The organism is Halorussus salinus (genome assembly GCF_004765815.2).
GTDB classification, from domain to species: domain Archaea; phylum Halobacteriota; class Halobacteria; order Halobacteriales; family Haladaptataceae; genus Halorussus; species Halorussus salinus.
The window spans coordinates 104,267-120,825 of the sequence record NZ_SBIS02000013.1 but is presented as its reverse complement, the minus strand read 5'-3'; the positions used below and the strand labels follow the sequence as shown (position 1 = coordinate 120,825).

12 protein-coding genes are annotated in these 16,559 nt (G+C 51.8%); 5 read left to right on the top strand and 7 right to left on the bottom strand.

Annotated features, from left to right (window positions below; all coding sequences use genetic code 11):
• Positions 1-551 precede the first annotated feature (551 nt).
• From EPL00_RS22470 to EPL00_RS22460, 3 genes are all read right to left on the bottom strand, one after another.
• Positions 552-1,460, bottom strand: a complete 909-nt coding sequence (locus EPL00_RS22470; RefSeq protein WP_135855012.1) for an alkaline phosphatase family protein — start codon at positions 1,458-1,460, stop codon at positions 552-554.
• A 298-nt stretch (positions 1,461-1,758) separates the two neighbouring features.
• On the bottom strand, positions 1,759-2,697 hold the full coding sequence (locus EPL00_RS22465; RefSeq protein WP_135855011.1) for a hypothetical protein: 939 nt from the start codon (positions 2,695-2,697) through the stop codon (positions 1,759-1,761).
• Positions 2,687-3,451, bottom strand: a complete 765-nt coding sequence (locus tag EPL00_RS22460) for a hypothetical protein (protein ID WP_135855010.1) — start codon at positions 3,449-3,451, stop codon at positions 2,687-2,689. The genes EPL00_RS22465 and EPL00_RS22460 overlap by 11 nt, the downstream gene beginning before the upstream one ends.
• Before the next feature lie 665 nt (positions 3,452-4,116).
• Between EPL00_RS22460 and EPL00_RS22455 the strand changes: the two genes are divergently transcribed.
• Entirely contained in the window at positions 4,117-5,355 is a 1,239-nt protein-coding gene (locus EPL00_RS22455; RefSeq protein ID WP_135855009.1) for a glycosyltransferase family 87 protein, read from the top strand.
• 145 nt (positions 5,356-5,500) lie between these two features.
• Here EPL00_RS22455 and EPL00_RS22450 read toward each other — a convergent pair whose 3' ends face one another.
• The 4 genes from EPL00_RS22450 to EPL00_RS22435 form a co-directional block, all read right to left on the bottom strand.
• A complete protein-coding gene (locus tag EPL00_RS22450) occupies positions 5,501-6,796 on the bottom strand; it encodes a sulfatase-like hydrolase/transferase (protein WP_135855008.1) in 1,296 nt (431 codons plus the stop codon).
• 994 nt (positions 6,797-7,790) lie between these two features.
• Positions 7,791-9,026 (bottom strand): glycosyltransferase family 2 protein, encoded by a 1,236-nt coding sequence (locus tag EPL00_RS22445; protein WP_135855007.1) that lies wholly within the window; start codon positions 9,024-9,026, stop codon positions 7,791-7,793.
• A 760-nt stretch (positions 9,027-9,786) separates the two neighbouring features.
• Positions 9,787-10,707, bottom strand: coding sequence for an NAD-dependent epimerase/dehydratase family protein (locus tag EPL00_RS22440; protein ID WP_135855006.1), 921 nt, complete (start codon positions 10,705-10,707; stop codon positions 9,787-9,789).
• A gap of 63 nt (positions 10,708-10,770) precedes the next feature.
• On the bottom strand, positions 10,771-11,100 hold the full coding sequence (locus EPL00_RS22435; protein WP_135855005.1) for a hypothetical protein: 330 nt from the start codon (positions 11,098-11,100) through the stop codon (positions 10,771-10,773).
• A gap of 316 nt (positions 11,101-11,416) precedes the next feature.
• On the opposite strand from EPL00_RS22435, the gene EPL00_RS22430 reads away from it, so the two are divergent.
• From EPL00_RS22430 to EPL00_RS22415, 4 genes are all read left to right on the top strand, one after another.
• Positions 11,417-12,634, top strand: coding sequence for an RNA-guided endonuclease InsQ/TnpB family protein (locus EPL00_RS22430; RefSeq protein WP_135855004.1), 1,218 nt, complete (start codon positions 11,417-11,419; stop codon positions 12,632-12,634).
• Positions 12,635-13,523: 889 nt separating this feature from the next.
• Entirely contained in the window at positions 13,524-13,865 is a 342-nt protein-coding gene (locus tag EPL00_RS22425; RefSeq protein WP_368407963.1) for a hypothetical protein, read from the top strand.
• Positions 13,866-13,908: 43 nt separating this feature from the next.
• A complete protein-coding gene (locus tag EPL00_RS22420) occupies positions 13,909-15,666 on the top strand; it encodes a hypothetical protein (protein WP_202932755.1) in 1,758 nt (585 codons plus the stop codon).
• Positions 15,663-16,559 carry a hypothetical protein gene (locus tag EPL00_RS22415; protein ID WP_135855002.1) on the top strand — a complete coding sequence of 299 codons (897 nt, stop codon included), beginning with the start codon at positions 15,663-15,665 and terminating at the stop codon, positions 16,557-16,559. Before EPL00_RS22420 ends, EPL00_RS22415 begins: the two co-directional genes overlap by 4 nt.

Genomic DNA, 16,559 nt, shown 5'->3' with positions numbered 1-16,559 from the left:
TTCAAACAGTAGTTTAATTAGCAAGGATGCTACTTTCACTATCTTATTCTCAAGCCGGGGCCGAAACTCAGTAAATTGAGTAAGAACCAGGAGGGCAAAACTTCGTGGGTTTGTTTTGGGGGTACTGCAACAGATGGAGACCAGGTACGACAACTTGCGTGAATTGATACCAGTAATTAGACCTACTTGCCGCCCCGGTACACGTATTTAGTGCCTGAAGACATGTTAACTACTCCAAGCCCCTCACACCCATACCTAGCCCACTCACTACTTTTAATCAACGGACGGCCAATCACCTCAGTTATTAATCACTATCCGTATCCCAGAATTATCTGCTCCTACTGAAAACACATCAGAAATTCGCGTACCTGCGCGGTCTCGAACGCATTCGCCTCTACCGTCAATATGATAGCATAGCCGTCATATGTCACGCTCATCCGCAGAATAAGCGCCGAATCCTGTGAGAACTCGCCGATGAACAGAATTGTACAGCGACCTACCAGAATGGGGAGAAAATAAGCACTTCGCGCGAGGTGCGCGTGGCTGCATTGTCACAGATAGCCAAGTGCCTCAAGCTGCTCTTGTTTGCTAACGTCGGAATCCTCAAACACATACGTTGGTTCGTAAGCACCCGTGTCAACAGCACTCGTCACTTCCCACGGTACCTCACGCAAACACGCCAATGGAAGACGTGGTTTATGGCCGTACACACCCCACTCCCCCAAAGCATTCCCGTGGTCAGACGTGATAACTGCCGTGTCCGCATCAATACTCGCCAACAGCGTTTCCACCTCGTCTAACGCGATTTGTAGGTTCTCTCGGTACCCCTGCCAGACTTCTGCTTTATTCACTTCGCCGTCTCGAAGTCGCTGCCAAACATCCTTTGTATCTTGTTCCCCAAAATTGTCCGCGGACTTAACCTGGGCCTTGTCACCCCACGAGATAAACGGACAGTGAGGTTGCATATAGTGAACAATCATCTTCTCAGGTCTACTTGTTCGCGCTATCTCTACTGCCCTATCAGTAACTGCACGAGGGGGAATCGTCGACTCCCAAGCTTCACGCCAAGTCTCATCAAGTAACTCGAAATTAGAACTGTCAAGCTCAGAGTCTGAGTGAGGATTACCACAAATATATGCTGTCTTATTCATCTCGCTAGCGTACGAGCCAACAAACGTTTCCTGCATCCATTCTTTTGTTACTGCGCCTTTCGACCACATTGTCTCACCGCTGCCGAGAAAGTCATATTGGTCCGAAACGGACTGTAACAAGTCAGCTCGGCAAGCATCAAGAATAATCAAGAGATCCCACTCACGTGAGTATATATTATCCCCTGATTTATGAATAGCCCCTAATGATTGGAGTGCATAGATGTACGGATAGCGTAGTGATTGTTTCGCCCCGTGTAATCCGTCTTCACGCACTCGCTTTACCGAACGAGACGCCCATTGAGCTAACATAATCCGAGACACCGTTATCAAGAGTCAAAAACGTAGCTATCCACGTCCATTAACCTTCACCCGTGAACCATTTCATACCAGTATTCGCCCGGCCGCAGAGTAAGCGCCGAATCATGTGAGAACTCGCCGAGAAACACAATTTCCGACACCAATCCCTCAGCGAGTCAATCATTGACTGAATGTCGGCTATCGAGACGTCTGGCGTAACGAAATCACGTACCTGATTAGACGCTCATAATTTACATAGAGACCTACCAGAACGGGGAGGAAATAAGTACTTCGCGCTAATTGAACACCCTCATCCAGAATCAGATTCGTTCGTGTACACGTTCACCCCGCCGTTTGAGTAGACTTTACTGTGCGTCTCATCAAGGTATACCTCAGGATCATACGTCAATTCCTGATACCCACCTCCTACGGTTCCCGCACTCGGTCGGAACACAGACTCGTCCGTCCGCAGTGCAACCGTCTCTAACTCAGAGAGCGTTCCATTGAAGAGATGCCCTGCGGTTTGCTTAAATGGCGGGATTGCAATGTCCCCGCCAAGATGAACTGCAGGATGAGTAGTCGATTTGACACTCTGTGGGAAAACCACCTCTCGTGCATAGTATTGGTCCGTGTATACAGGCGACTCCAGATGTTCTGATGCAAAGTGTTTGCCGGCCACCTCCTCGCCAGTTAGGAAATACCGCGGCTCTCCCGGCGGGGAAATGGATGCAGAGAACGCCATCGACTGAAAGAGCAGAACCACTACAAGTCCGGCAGTAACTCCCCGCCGCCAGTTATCGCTCTTGTGACCGAGCACCGAACATCCGCCTAAGAAGGCGGCAATCGGGATAGTTGCGAACAGATAGAACCGCGACGGTTGTGGGGCGACAGACGAAAAGAACCCAGGAAAGCTCACTCCGACGACACCTAATATTGCCCCAAGACCGGACAGGACTGCAAGACGCATCCCGGTCAATTGCCAGCGCTGGATTGCATAGACCCAGAGAACAAACACAATTGGGAGCAGAATCAGCGCATGTGAAAAATGGCCGAATACTTCGAGCCACCCCGCAGACGTCGCGCGAGCGGCTTGTGGTTCTGGAAGCGACTCTGCCCCCACCGCGAAAATATCTAATAGGCCGCCGAATAGCCGCACTACCGAGACTGCAAATCTGGTGAATAAAACATACTCCACAAGCCCCCAGACAATCACGAGAAGAGTCAGAACTGTTGGAACTTTACGTTGCATTGCTGAATCCCTTGTTTTGGGTGATATAGACGATCGCCTTGGCGAACACCATTACCAATGCAAGCATTAGCACAGGGAGCTTGTGAGCTAATCCTCCCGCAAGTGTATACATAAGCATCAAGATAACCCACCGATTTTGATCGTTCTGAACATTAATAGCGCGACCAAAAGAGTACAACGCGAACACAAAAAAGACGGTGCCGAGAGCCTGCGAGATCGGCCAGATGGAAAAGTGGACAAAACTCGGAAGCGCACTTCCGAGACCAGCCCCGATAGCCGCTCCACCACGTGTCGTGAGTCGGCGAGCGATAATCCAGCTCATGATCGGTGGTGTAGCCCCGAATATTATAGCATAAATGAGGTAGGACAGGCGCGGGGGAATGTCGAATAGTACGGACAGCATTGCGGGTAGGAGATGGAACAGAGAAGCGAATCCGTAAAAACCCAAGTCAGGTATTGACCCCGACTCAACAATAAGATTGGAGAATACAGCATACTTGTCCGGGTCGTACCCGACCATGCTTGCGGGTCGTAGGGTCATCCCGATCCGATGGGACATGGAGAATACCACCAGACCGAATACGAGATTCGCAGATCCTCTCATAGATTGGGGAGGAGAGTAGAGCCCGACAAGGATGGCTGGAATTGCGGCGCTTAGAATTAACAGACCAAAGGTTGGGTAGAGGGGGAGAGAACTGACGCCAGCGAGAATAGACACCCCTGCAAGGAGTAGGTAATAACCGAGCAATCGCATACTCATATCCGAGATTTCTTTCGGAAAAGCTCTTTCGGTACGAGTCTGACACATCAAGTGGAGAAACAGCGTTTGAGTCCACGTCAACTCCTAGTAGGTTCAGTATTGAGAGGCTCTAAGTAGGTTACGCTATCGAAGCAAAATCTATATTATCCCCAAATTTGATTCACAGAGTATGTCAAAACACCGTCCTTCGCGGGATGAGCGCGAAAAGCGAGCTGCCTCGGATACCCGTTCAGACGTAGTGGAGGTTCTAACAACGAAAAATGGAGCTGCAAACGGGGGATACTCCTATCACATACCGACAAATGAGGGGAAACCACTATGCAATGCTAGCTCTAAAACAGCGGAGTTTGAATGCGTTACAGTCGAAGAAGCAAAAAGACGGAACAAACAGCCATGTAGAATGTGCGAAAGAATTGCCGAAAAGTAGATTACGGGAACTACTCTGCAGCCGACTCAAACTGAGGACACTAGCTGACGGTTGCGGCCTTCGATCACCATTGCTATTCTTGAAACTAAAAAGGCAGATAGGAGACGGAATAGTAAAGATATTTATATTCTAGATATATGAATAAATTTCCACAGATTCTAGCGGGGACTGCAAATCCCAGAACGACAGGATAGGAACATTCATATTCTGTTCTAACGCGAAAGTGCTAATAATGGATAAGAGAACTATCCCACGTCTCGCATTGGCAGTATCCATCTGTGCAGGAATCGCAATTCTCCTCTATTTCGTTCTCATCTCGAACATTGAGGCAGCTGACTTCCAACGGTACTACTTCGCTGCCAAACAAGCGCAAGCCGGCGATCCCTTCATCAAACCTTATGCAGTCCCTGAAACCGACTTCAACATGCATTACGTCTACCCGCCGATTACTGTCTTCCTTTTTTATCCCTTTACCCTGCTACCGAACTGGGAACTCGCCCTCGCTACGCACATCATTTTCAACGTGATATTCGCGACAATTACGGCCATTCTGACGATCAAATATATCCGCTCACAGGGTACTGACCTTAACCGGGTTGATGAAGTACTAATAACAGGGGCGTTTCTCGTCGGCCCGCACGCCGTGATGACGTACGCCCATGGACAGGTGACCTATTGGATAGCGCTCATGCTCTGCATCGGCTACATCTTTCTCAACCAGGGTGACGAGGTTGCAAGTGGGTTGGCGTTCGCTTTCCCAGCTGTGTTGAAAATATTTCCTGCCCTCTTCGGTCTCTGGTTTCTTAAAAAGAGGACGTATAAAGCAGTCGGAGTTGCCATCGCCTCTGGACTTGTCGCTGTCGCTCTCAGTTTCTTGGCTTTCGGAGTCGAGATGCACGCCTCCTACGTTGAGTACATCGCGAGCGAACGGAGTCGTCTTCATTGGTATCACGGAGGTCTGAATCCGAATATCCCACTCGTCACACCGAACCGAGCTCTCTCGCATTTATTTCCTGATGCTCCCGGAATTATGTTTTTCCTTGTGCCGTTATTTGGGGGGCTTGCGATTATCGCTTTTGCCTACTTCAAGGATGACCCAACGAAACCCGCCATCGTCGCATTCTTAGTAACTACTATTGGAATCATCCTCTCCACGCCCTCGTACCCAAACTATCTTCTGTTGACTTATTTCCCTCTACTCACGACAATTTACACAGACCCCCAACTGCGAGTCTCACTCTGTACTGGGCTAGTGGTCGCAAGCTTCTCTGTTGGCCCGGAAGAAATCGCAAACGTGCTCGGCCTCATTGGCCTGCCGTTCGGGATTGAGGGAATTATAATGGATATTGTCACTCCCATACTCACGGTTGCCTCTCCAGGGATGATTGGTCTGGCAATAATGCTTGGTAGTATTGTGGTATTCTATGTCGACCGCTCGCCGATGACTCTGTTGCAAGACAACCCCAGATGACAAATCCAACGTAGAAACGACTCCAACGCCAAGCACGAACGAAAGCACGAGCTAGAACGCGATCGGAGTTACAGTTTACAACCTCGAAAACCTCAGAACCGTGAGACGCTAAGTCCCTCGCGCGAATTGAACGATACCTGTTCGCTTACCTGATACTCGAAAAGGATGCATCTTCAATAGCCGAGATAACTTGGGATTTCTCTGCGTCTGGTGCAAACTCGGCTTCAAAGAGATTGGCAACCGCTGTGGCTACCTCCTCGTCTTGGACAACACCGTAATCGGAGCGGTTGCGTGTATCCTGACAGAGTACCTGCTCGCCATCTGAGACGAACCAGTGAGATGGAGTCCGAGCTGCACGCATACTCCCATCACCGGTCTGAGCAAACGCGATATCATTGGTTACATTCTCGCCATCGAAGTTCTCTTTTGCAGTCTGCTCGACAATTGAGGGGATTTCGAGTGTCGATGCTGGACGCTGGAACTGCCCACTCGTTGTTCCATCGTGAACGAGTAGCGGAACGTGAATGTTCTCCTCATAGAGGACCTCTTGATGCCCGTAGGTGCCGTGTTCGCCGAATGCTTCGCCGTGGTCGGAATGAAAGATTAGTGCTGTATTACTGGGAACCTCTTGATGGACTTGCTCAACGAATGTGTCCACTAAGCGGATTGCATCTCGATACGCCCGCTTCAGGTATCGATCCAGATGGGACGGAAGCGAACTTACATCCTGTCCCCGCATGACGCTCGCGTTGTATCGGAGCGCACTATAGTACATCGTTGCCACATTCGATTCAACAAGATGCTGGCGGGGGACGATGTACGGACTGTGTGTGTCCATCAGGAAAACCCATATGAACCACGGTTCGGGAAGTTCCTGAATTAGACGGTGGACTTCGTCATCAAAACTGGTGCATTGGGCGAACCAATCTGTTCCCTTTCGCCACTGCTCCACATAGTCAAGACCTTTATCGATAATACTCCGTTCAGTGGAATCCGATTCGCTTTCGTATCCTTCGCCGATTGCGACGAATTCATCAAATGGCTCATCAAAACCTACCGTCCACGGATTTGCAGTTACAGCACCTGTTGAGTATCCCTGCGCTGCAAGACGCTCGGGGATTGTCTCGAACCGGCGAATGTGGTCTGCAATCCGTTTTAGCCGGCCCTCATTTGTATCGGCATCGACGTTTCGGAACCGTTCACCAGTATGTGTTAACGCAATTGAGGACGGCGTTCGCGGCCCTGGAGAGATGGCAGACTCATAAACCGCACTATTATCTGCTAACTTGGAGAGGTATGGTGTCGTCTCCGGACCTCCCAGAAAGCCACAATAGTCGGCACGGAGGCTGTCTGCGGTTACGAGTAAGACGTTATTCGACATAACCCAGTGATTGTAACCGGTCTTCGACTTCTGCTTTATCCGGTGCATCGCCCGGCTCATCGAGATGATGTAACACCTCCGACAACAGATATTCTGCGTACGAATCTGTGTTCTCGAAGTTCGACTTAGCCGCTCTCTCGTTGAGTTCGGCGATGGTATCTTTGGAGATTGTTAGTTCGCCCGAACGGTCCATACTCGGGACATGCTCTCTATCGCATAAATTTGTTCGGGATAACCGATGCACGTAGTCGGTCTCTTACTGGCACTGTTTGTATCGCTCTTGTGTAACACATTGTTGATGGACTGCTATCTCGCGATTTGTACTTGAGTGAACTAAATCGTGAGTCCACGTTAAAGGCGCTTAGAAACTTGATCAGCGTCCAGCGACTGGAAGACTACAACCCTGTCCGCAAGACGCTTACTGACGTGAAGAAAAGAGACGAACTCAACCCTACCCAGTTGCTCTTCAATGAACCTTGGTTTTCGTTTAGGTGCATAGCCGGGAATCCCGTTCAGCAGAATTGGAACAACTCAAGACAGAACTAGAGGATCTCAAAGACGATTCGCTGTAGATTCATTCGAGACATTCCGTGGGCGACTCGCATACAACGAAGAACTCACTGCTACGGAAATCTGAGAGATGTATAACGTCGCTGCTAGATAGAAATCGCTGACGAGTGAAATCAAGCTAGTTCGTTACGCGCTTCGTCTCTATAGGAGGTCCCGGACATGGTAACGACTGAATCAATCTTGGCTTCAAACTCTTCCTAAATAATATTTATATTTTTCGCTAGTAGGCGAGGTCAGACTAAACGGCTCCATAAACGCCCGAAAACCGCTTGGTGACAGATAATGAGTTCGCTACCACTCAACTGTAATGTGCGGACCCACGCAATTCCAGGAATCTCGCGTGAAATCTGATGTCAATCTACGCAGAAGGCTATGTGGCAGAGTTAGCCACTTTGTCACAAACCAGTGGCTTCTAACCTCCTGCATTAAGATGTACCGCACAAGTAGCGGTATCAGAGATCCATGCATTTCAGCATGGAGGACATCACTCTTTATTGCTGGCGATGATACTCAGGAAGAACGAGTAGAAGATGGTTTGTATCCCGAGTACGAGAGCTGTGAACGCGACGAGATTGGTAGCAATGACGGGGAGTTGTGTAAAGCCACTGATCACCCAGTTGTAGGCGAAGTACCCCGTATAGAGCATTCCTGCACCAAAGGTACCAACTCCAAGCATCGCACCGTGCTCAAGTTTGAAATTGTTGAGTACCCATGTGGTGAAAGGATCCTGCGGTTTCTGGATTGGGTCTGCTGCAACTGCGCTGAAGAGCGAGAGACTGCCAAGTTGATAGCTGGCGATTGTAAAGAGACTGCCGGCAATCATCGTGTAACTCCCGAACGTGACACCGCTCACGCTAACCCCAGATATTGAAAGAGTCATTGTAAGGAGTCCAACCGCGAACATTGCTACTGCGGGAACGGAGAAGAGATACCCCGGCGCGTTTTCAAGCATAAATCGGACGTGGCGCCAACCATCACGAAAGCTCTCAAGCGTGGCTTCACCCTCTCGCTCATGGTAGGTAATTGGGACTTCCTTGATAGTGAGATCCTTGGCGCCGGCCTCCATAATCATCTCACTGGCAAACTCCATGCCAGTTGTCGTACACTCCAGCGTTTCCCACGCTTCTTGGCTGAAGACCCGAAAGCCGCTGTGGGCGTCCGAGACGCCCGCTCCGTAGAAGGCGTTTAGGAATTTGGTTAGCAATGGATTCCCGATGTATTGATGGAGCTTCGGCATCGCGCCGGGCTTGATCTCACCCTCAAGACGGCTTCCCATCACCATGTCGGCGTCGCCCCGGACAACTGGGTCGAGCAATCGGGGGAGGTCCTCAAAGTCATACGTGGTGTCGGCATCACCGATAGCAATTAAGTCGCCGCGAGCCCGTTCAAACGCATATCGGTAGGCATAGCCGTAACCGGGGGCATCAGGTTCAACGACAATGGCACCCATCTCCCGAGCAATTTCAGGGGTGCGATCAGTCGAACTGTCACTAATAATGATTTCGGTGGTAATCCCAAATTCTTCGATACCGTTCTGGATTCGCTTGATACACTCCGCGATGCCCTCTTCTTCGTTGAGCGTGGGCATCACTACGCTCAATGCAGGCTCGACATCGCTGTCTTGATCGACGAGAAGGCCACCTGTTGGGGTAGGGCGCTGCTGGGTCCCTCGTTCGGATGAAGTTTGGTCTATCGATGGTTGCTTGCCTTTTGTTGCCATGTGTGCTAGTTTCTCTTAGGTTAGTCGTCACTCGCGGTGGCCGTCGGAGCTGCTTTACTGCTTTGTTTGAGAGGAGACTTACCACATTTTACACAGACGTATCGATCATCAACTGTTTGTGTGACTGGTGCATTACAGGAGATGCATTTGACTGCAGCATCGCGTACTGTTCGTGGATAGCGTGCCATTGTTAAGTCAACTTAACCAGTCCCTAAAAACTCTTACTATAATAACACGTTTTTGATTAGAATTTTAGCGCGTAAATAAACGTTTTGGCCATAACTTCTGTCGTCCGGGAGCTCCTTATGAATAACGAAGGACAAAAAGAGGTCTGAGTAACCTCCAGCAGAAACAACACAAAAGCCCACGACAGAATTCGTAGAAAGGGCTACTAGAATAGCCCTGTGTACCACCAAGAAGACAAATGGACAAAGCCGATAACCATAGTAGATGCTCACAACGACATGAATCTCAAATAACCGCAACCGATACACTACCAAATCACTAAGTACCAGAGTTGCGAGATAGGCCATGTGAATACCAAACAATGTCCGTGGTGCGGATGTGCCCTTGAGGAGTACCCGACAAAAATACGGTGCGCGAATGCCGGGTGTGCCTATCCCACGACAGACTCAGAGTCAACGCGTCTGTACTAATGTACTGATGGTGTGCCACCATCTGTTCACAGCGGGCAGTACGTGACAAGTACAGAAATCACAATTGCTGAAAGGGATGCTCACATAACCGCCGAAAGACGGGGCTAACGATACGTAGCACACACGCGTTCGATTCCCTCCTCAAAGCTGATCTGGGGCTTCCACCCTGTCGCCTCGCGCATCTTCGTCACGTCAGCCATTGTGTCGTGAACATACACATCCTCGGGAATCGGATTCTCGACGTATTCGGGCTCAATATCGGTTCTGAGTTCGGCATTCAACATCTCGACCACGGTATTGAAGTTGTAGCTCTCGCCCGTCCCGAGATTATAGATGCCCGTGAGCTGGTGATTCGCTGCCGCCTCTAGACCGCGCACAATATCATCGACGTGGGTGAAATCTCGTGTCTGGGTGCCATCGCCGTAGATGACCGGCGCCTCACCGTTGGCGAGGTCGTCGGCGAACTGTGCGATGATATTTGCATACTCGCCCTTGTGGGCTTCTGCCCCACCGTAGCCCTGGTATACCGAGAAGAATCGCATCCCAGCCATATTCATATCATAGTGATTGGCGAAGTACTCACCATACTGTTCACGCGCAAGCTTTGACGCCTCATATCCTGTCTGAACTTCTACGTCCATGTCCACAGGCGAGGGCTCCGTGCGATTCCCATAAATCGAGGAAGTCGACGCATATACAACCGTGTCACAGCCATCCTGACGGGCTTGTTCGACAACATTCACGAATCCCTCAATGTTCACCCGAGCACCCTTCGTCGGGTTCTCCTCGTGCATCGCATATGAAGAGAGCGCTGCAAGATGGAACACAACGTCCACATCCGTGGGGAGATCGTCTTCGACGACACTCCGATCGTGGAACTCAACATCATCCTTAAGATTTTCTGGGGTGCCGAGATACCCATTGTCGAGAGCAATGACGTCGTTTGATTCGGCTAAGGAGTTTGCGAGGTTCGATCCGATAAACCCAGCACCGCCAGTCACAAGCACTCGCTTGTTCTCTACCATACTGAAACAGCCCAAGAAGACAGTAATAAAAGATACGATAATACGATTAAAGAGACGAAGTAGTTAGTCGGCGGTCGCAGATTCCGAGACAGACTCAAAGTCCGGTTGACAAACCAATTGAAGACGTTCCAGTGTCTGACTGATGTCTTCTATTCCGCAGTTCATCTCAGCTTGAAACTCTGGGACATAGTCGGTCGTGGTGACGCCTGATGAAGTCGATTCTACGAGGTTCTTCGATTCGAGGATTCGAAGTGAATAGCGGATTTTATGTTTTGGATAGGAAAGACGGTTGTCTAACGTAGTAAGTCCAACTGGCTTGTATTCGATGACCGCCTCTAAGACGCCAAGGTTGCGTTCTATAATTGCCACCTCGTTTTCTACCCGTTCAAACATCAAGTAAACCGCACAACTCTGTCCTTATTAATGTTACTCAGTTAAAAACTACCCGCTGCTGGAAATCCTATTTTAGAGAGGGTAAGAAGTGTAGTTTAGCTTTCACTTATTTCTGTGTCATCGTCACAGGCTGCTTTTTGAAGGTCTGCTAACAGTTCGGGGTAGTTTTCGAGGAGTATTTTCACAGGCGGTACAAGGCGGATGCCCCGACCCTTGAGGTCGGGGAGGAAGCCGACAACCGATGACACAAATTACGCTACGATGCAGACCGGCTCCCAAACGTACAAGTAACATAGTCCGTATATGTGAAAACACAGTGGAATACCGTCGTACCGCCGTCATCAAACTCGACACTCCCGACGGAGCCGACGACTCCCTTCGAGAGACTGTCGAGCAGTTCAAACACTGCGCCAACACCGCGAGCGAATGGTGCTGGCACGGCGACGACGGATACCACGTCACCTCGAAAGCCAAAGCCGAACGCGCCCTCTACGACCGACTCCGCAACGAAACCGACCTTACCGCGAACCTCGTCCAGAAAGGGATTCGCAGAGCGGTCGAAGCCGTCAAAAGCGGAGTTGAACGCCTCAAACGTGACGAGAACACATCGCAACCGCACTTTTCTGCCGATAGCGCGGTGTACGACAAGCGGAGTGCGACGTTCCACCGCGACCACGTTTCCCTTTCCACCGTAGACGGGCGCGTCGAGTGCGATTACATCCTCCCCGACGATTCGGAGACTCCGCCGACCAAATACGTCTCCGACGAGGATTTCGAGTTTCGGATGGCTCACTTGCAGTATCGTGATGGTGACTGGTATCTCCACGCCTCGATGCGGAACGTCGAAGCAGACGAGGAAACGTCCGAATCCGAGTCCAAGCACAGAACAGTCCTTGGTGTGGATTTGGGCGTCAACAACCTCGCGGTCGCTTCGACGGGGCGATTCTGGTCGGCAGACGAGTTCAACCACTGGAGACGAGAGTACGAAAAACGTCGGGCCTCGCTCCAGCAGTGTGGCTCTCGCCACGCCCACGAGAACATCGAATCAGTCGGACAGAAGGAGTACGGGCGGTTCGAGATACACTTGCACACGGCGGCGAACGAACTTATCGAGGAAGCTGTCTCGAACGACTGTTCGCACATCGTGTTCGAGGAGTTGACCCACATTCGGGAGAATATTCCCGAAGCGACGTGGCAACACGTCTGGGCGTTCCGACGCCTCTACCAGTACGTCGATTACAAGGCCAAAGAACACGGCGTCGAAGTCGCCCAAGTAGACCCTCGAAATACGTCCAAGCGTTGTTCGACGTGTGGGTTTACCCACGACGATAACCGTGACAGAGAGTCGTTCGAGTGTCAGCAATGCGGGTATGAGAACCACGCCGATTACAACGCCTCGAAGAACATCGGTTTGCAGTATCTCCGTCGTCGGCAAAACGCAGACGATGGAGGCGCACCCGTAGATGTGCGCTTGAATCGCGGGACGTTGAACGTGAGTGGGGAGTACGTACCCCCTGCCTCGGCTGAGGCATAGAACGGGAGTCCACGCGAAAGCCTCGGGGCTTGACCCCGAGGCGATTTACCACGTGTAAGTGGCTGTGGTTGTGGATGGTTCCAATGTGGCGGACATTTGGACGGTGCGCTCGCAGCTATCGAATCGATTCGGACGGCACTCAAGGCGATTTACGATTGGAACTTGTCCGACGGATTCTCGCAGATGCGGCGGCTCGTGTCGGCTGCGCTGACGAACGTCTCGCTCGTTATCAGGGCGAAGTTCGCCTTGCACAACTTGAGGACCCTGTTGGTGGATATATGACCCTATTGTCCGCGCTCGGAGTACGCCGTCTGCGTGTTGTCGCGTCCTCAATGCACTCAAACGATGAGGGTGACGGTTTTGACGTAGGTACTGGCTACTCGCCGGAACTTGCAGGTCAGAATCTTGTTTGCTGCTGTTTTGAGAGAAGGCCTACGTATGTCGGCCAGTACTACTGTATTGTCGAAAATCATTAACCAGATATCTTGTCATTGGTGATGTATCCTCTATGGTCGGATGCGTTCCTCTACAGCATTATCTCCGGAACTTCTAGAATAATACTGACTATTATTGACCGAACAGAAGGTATATAGTACCCTGACCAGCACCACGAACTACCGCCGAATCGCGGTCACTCGACCGCGGAACAATACGCCATACCGCTGATCTCGTAGTCACAACTCTGCCGATCTAGGTATTGGTCCGCAGTTGGACGACCAACACGACCGCGTTCAGGTGAGAAGCCAACCCTATGAATGAACAACCGTCAGACCCGACAATTGAGGTATCGGCCGAGTGTTCACGTGACGACTCCCACTCTGCGTCCCAACGGAGACACCACTTCACAGCAATTATAACCCGCAGCTCTCCGCGAGTGACGACCCTTGCAATGGGGCTTGCGTTCTTTATCGCTGCTGTCGGCCCCGCCGCTGCACAGAGCCAAGTTGGTGACGTGTACTGTAATACTGGCGTCGCAACAGGTATTGATCTCGTGTTCAGCGCGGTCGCCGGGCTTGGACTTCCCGCAACGGGCTACTATACTGGGAAGGCTGGCCTCTCGTATATGCGTGCGGGGGGCAATCCCGAGAAACAGAACGAGGCGAAAGAGAAACTCGTCATGTCTGGCATCGGCTTCGGCATCGTCGTGCTTGCCCTCGTCTCACCCGAACTCATCGACAAGATTGGTAGTCAGATGGGCTTTGGCTTCTCAGACTGCGTCAAGCCATTCTAACCCACGTGAACCGATACTGAATCCCTTGGCAGTCCTCGAACGAATGTCTGTCCGCCATGCGATACCCGCCGTGCTTGCCCTGCTTCTCGTGAGCAGTAGCACCATCAGTATCGCAGGAACCGTGCAGGCCGCGACACCAGCTAACTCCGACTCGGCAATCCCTGACGACGGGCCTGACTACGGTGTGAACAACAGCACGTTCCAGCGTCTCTGGTCGGAAGACACCGACAACGGGAATCTCTCCGCCGACGATTTCGGGGATGCGAACGTCGGTTCTCGGAGCGAGTTCACTCGACGGCTTGCCCAGTCGACAGACATACCATTCACTCGCCCACCGCAGGCAGTCGATAACTGGAACCGCGGTGACTTCGACGATTACACACCCGGCAATCAGCGTTCGTCAGTCCATCCGGAGGGAGCATCCCTCATGGATGGCGTGTACATCAAAGATGCATACGTCAGCATCTTCGCTATCCAACCGTCGACAATCCTTCACCGAGGGAATGAGACGACACGGTATGTTTCGCCGGACGGCACAGTTCGCGCAGTTAGCGATTACCGAGTCGCCGTTCCACAGGATGATCGAACTGGGTCGGAGCGTGACCGCTGGTCAATCGACCAAACCAAGATCGAGTCCATCAGGCTCACAGCAGACGGACAATCGCTCGATACTGGTCGCGGCCACCAAGCGACACTCCAGTACACCGACCTCTCAGGCTCGCAGCAACTGACTGTCACGGCTACTATTTCGGTACAACTCCGTCACGTTACGCTCGATTGTCCGAGTTGGAACCAGACGGGTACCGGTTGTGATGGCGGGTGGACCCGCGATGTCGAATCCGTCGAAGCGTCGAAAACGGTGTCGACCTTTCAGAACGTCTCTGTCACACAACTCACTCAAGCTACGGGCAATCGTGTCCAGTTTGAAACTAACGAGAACCGAACCGGTGCGGTCGTCCATCCGAGTACTGAGTGGTCGAGAATCACGGTCAGCGACGATGTTCGAGCACGGAGCAACTGGTGGTTCTACACGACCGGACGCGCCGGATGGCAGACGATGGTCACGCGAACTGCAACCAACACGTCACGTGCTGAATCGTCGGTACGCCCAGTCCAGGTTCACGCATTCCCGAGTCAGCAGACACCGTCCGTTCCAACTGACCCCAACGACGATGGGAAACGCCCACTCGTCATCGAAGAAGCGTGGGGCACAGAACAGACAGGGCCGTCGCTCCCACGGAACATTGATCTTGAATCGGCCGACCCGTACGTGAATGCGGATTCGGTCGCGCTGAGTTCCACAACCTTGGACGCGCGCGACTTCCGCGAGGTCACAGTCCACGGTATCGTTCGAGGCCAATCACGAACAGTCTCGCTCACCGAGCAACAGACCGTTCGCGAGACGAATCTCACCGTGACCGTCATCGAAGCCAATGCTACCCACGCAGTCGTCCAGGCAAGAGTGACGGAGAACTCGACCGGAGATGCCGTTACGACTGGCCGTGTCCACATCAGGAATCAGACGACCGCCCTGAATAGTAGTGGAATCGGGGTTGTGACCCTCTCGAACCCGGAGTCCGTCGTTCGCGGGGAGTATACCCCAACAGCGTGGTGGCAGGCCGAGAAACCGTATACGAAATCGACTGATGTTACGACGCTTCCTGCCGACTTTCCGGACGCTCAGTCGCTCATCCAACTCGTCGTCGTGACGATACTCTGGTTCCTCCCTGTTGCTGTCCTGCTCTTCGGCTTCGACTACATATCTGGCGGCGCATTGCTCGGACTCTCAAACAGAACATGACTAACGACACGAATACACCGAAACACGAAAGACGAATTGACCGTCGAACACTCCTTAGCGGGGTTAGTGGTGCCCTCGTTGTACTTGCTGGATGTACCAATCAACCCTCTCCAGACGACACATCGAACAATAGCTCCAACCCAACGACCGAGTCACCTGCATCACAGTCTGCTGTATTCGCAGATGTCGAAGTCGATGGGGGAAAACTCGTAACTGCGCTTGATAGCGATACACCTGCTGACTGGGTACGCCTCTTTGGACCAAATGGTGGCCTCTTTGCGGAGTCAAGAGTATCGCCGGATGCGAAGCAGACGTATCTCCACCTCGTTGGCGAGACTACTGAGAGCTATATCCCCGGAACACACCGACTTGTCGCTGCCAAGGACGATGAAATACTTGGAGAAGTGAGTGTCGACCTTACTCCTCGTGTAACACTTACCGACTTCCGATGGGCGAAAAAGCACCCCGAGATGGACTGGGACAAGTCTGCAAACAACTGGGAGGAACACGCTGCGTTCCGACTGGAGAACACGGGAAACGGGCCAGCAATACTCAAACAGACTCGATGGCAAAACGCTCCGTTTGTCCTCCGGACAGATGAGAATGAGCAGACGTTCGACCATTCGATAGTTCTCCCACCCGAAGAGACGACTACCGTCTACTCGACACCACCAGTCTACGAAACGAGTGGGGGGCTAGTCGGGGCCTCTGCCATTGAATGCGAGACAATCGACACAAAAACACTCCAATTGACTACCGTCATTCAGCCGGGTTCCAATCCAACATACTCGGAGACAATTAAGTACGGGGGAAAGAAGGGTGCTTGTGAACTCAACATCCTCGATAGCGAGACGACTAATCAAACCCAGACGACGAACGGGAGCGATACCTGA

What these genes read in the sequence shown, in the direction of transcription:
- EPL00_RS22440 (WP_135855006.1), bottom strand. Translation starts at nt 10,707, where the DNA reads ATGGTAGAGAACAAGCGAGTGCTTGTGACTGGCGGTGCTGGGTTTATC.
- EPL00_RS22465 (WP_135855011.1), bottom strand. Translation starts at nt 2,697, where the DNA reads ATGCAACGTAAAGTTCCAACAGTTCTGACTCTTCTCGTGATTGTCTGG.
- EPL00_RS22425 (WP_368407963.1), top strand. Translation starts at nt 13,524, where the DNA reads ATGGGGCTTGCGTTCTTTATCGCTGCTGTCGGCCCCGCCGCTGCACAG.
- EPL00_RS22450 (WP_135855008.1), bottom strand. Translation starts at nt 6,796, where the DNA reads ATGAGCCGGGCGATGCACCGGATAAAGCAGAAGTCGAAGACCGGTTAC.
- EPL00_RS22460 (WP_135855010.1), bottom strand. Translation starts at nt 3,451, where the DNA reads ATGCGATTGCTCGGTTATTACCTACTCCTTGCAGGGGTGTCTATTCTC.
- EPL00_RS22445 (WP_135855007.1), bottom strand. Translation starts at nt 9,026, where the DNA reads ATGGCAACAAAAGGCAAGCAACCATCGATAGACCAAACTTCATCCGAA.
- EPL00_RS22470 (WP_135855012.1), bottom strand. Translation starts at nt 1,460, where the DNA reads ATGTTAGCTCAATGGGCGTCTCGTTCGGTAAAGCGAGTGCGTGAAGAC.
- EPL00_RS22435 (WP_135855005.1), bottom strand. Translation starts at nt 11,100, where the DNA reads ATGTTTGAACGGGTAGAAAACGAGGTGGCAATTATAGAACGCAACCTT.
- EPL00_RS22455 (WP_135855009.1), top strand. Translation starts at nt 4,117, where the DNA reads ATGGATAAGAGAACTATCCCACGTCTCGCATTGGCAGTATCCATCTGT.
- EPL00_RS22420 (WP_202932755.1), top strand. Translation starts at nt 13,909, where the DNA reads ATGTCTGTCCGCCATGCGATACCCGCCGTGCTTGCCCTGCTTCTCGTG.
- EPL00_RS22415 (WP_135855002.1), top strand. Translation starts at nt 15,663, where the DNA reads ATGACTAACGACACGAATACACCGAAACACGAAAGACGAATTGACCGT.